General features: G+C 73.4%; 1 protein-coding gene. It reads right to left on the minus strand.

Translation table 11 applies throughout. From position 1 onward, the window contains the following. Positions 1-73 precede the first annotated feature (73 nt). Positions 74-1,294, minus strand: a complete 1,221-nt coding sequence (locus ACYVE9_RS26650) for a cytochrome P450 (RefSeq protein WP_461030458.1) — start codon at positions 1,292-1,294, stop codon at positions 74-76. Positions 1,295-1,455: the final 161 nt, after the last annotated feature.

The following is a 1,455-nucleotide window of genomic DNA, read 5'->3' on the forward strand; positions in this document are numbered from 1 at the left end:
GAGCCGGCCCCGGTCGCCGTGCGGCGGTCGGGGCCGGCTCCTCGTCTCGGCAGGGCGGGGCGAGCGGGGCGTGTCACGCACCCCAGGTGACCGGCAGCGAGGTCAGGGTGTGGTTGATCTCGCCGACGTGCCACGGCAGTTCGGCCTCGGGCACGGCGAGCCGCAGGTCGGGGAAGCGGCGCAGCAGGCCCTCGATGGCGATCTCCATCTCCATCCGGCCCAGGTGCTTGCCCAGGCAGTAGTGCACGCCGTGGCCGAAGGAGATGTGCGGGTTGCGTTCCCGGGCCAGGTCGAGGGTGTCGGGGTCGGTGAAAACCTCCGGGTCGCGGTTGGCCGAGGTCAGCGACAGCACCACCGCGTCACCGGCCGGGATGTGCACGCCGCCGATCTCCATGTCCGCGGCGGCGACCCGGGGGAAGCCGGTCGTGTCGGTGGCGAACAGGTTGACGTGCCGCAGCAGTTCCTCGACGGCACGCGGCACCCGACTGGTGTCCTCGGCGAGCCAGTTCCACTGGTCGCGGTGGTGGACGAGCAGCGCCAGCAGGGAGTTGGAGAGCTGGTTGGCGGTGGTGTCGAAGCCCGCGCCGATCAGGGTGAAGCCGAACGTGACCAGCTCCTGCTCGCTGAGCCGGTCGTCGTCGTCCCGGGCCTGGATCAGGTCGGAGAGCATGTCGTCGGTGGGCTCGGCACGCTTGTCGGCGATCAGCCCGACGATGTACTCGCTGAGCTTGGCCAGGCCGTGCAGCGACTCCGAGCCGCCCGCCCGGTCGTCGACGGTGGCGAAGGCCCGGGCCCAGCCCTCGAACTTGCGCAGGTCCTCCGAGGGCACGCCGAGCAGTTCACCGATGACGGTCAGCGGCAGCGGGAGGGACAGGCTGGGCACCAGGTCGGCGGGGGCGCCGGTGCGCTCGATGTCGTCGAGCAGCTGGTCGAGCACCTCCTGCACGCGGGGGCGCATGCGCTCCACGCGGCGCATGGTGAACGCGCCCGCCACCAGCTTGCGCAGCCGGCCGTGCTCGGCGCCGTCGAGCGAGATGATCATCTCGGGGGTGGTGTGCATGGACCCGCCGACCCGGGGGGCGCCTTCGCCGCAGGCCAGGGCGCGGCTGAGGCGCGGGTCGGCGAGCGCCTCCCGCACGTCCTCGTACCGGGTCACCAGCCACGCGTCGACGCCGCCCGCGGTGCGGACCTTGCTCACCGGCGCCTGGGTGCGCAGCTCGGCGTAGTGCGCCGCGGGGCCGCGGTAGCTGGAGCCGGGGAACGGGAACACGTCTGTCTGCTCTGATACGGCCACTGGGGCACCTCCGCTGTCACTGCCGCTGGACGGGCCGCCGGAACGTCCGGCCCGCCGGGCCGTGCCCACGCGGTGGGACGCGACCCGGCAGCAACGTAGGTCCGGCCGCTGGAGAGCCGATCGCCCGAGGCTGGAGGCCCGCGCCCGCCCGCTCCCGCACG

The sequence above is a fragment of the Streptomyces sparsus genome, from assembly GCF_054776295.1.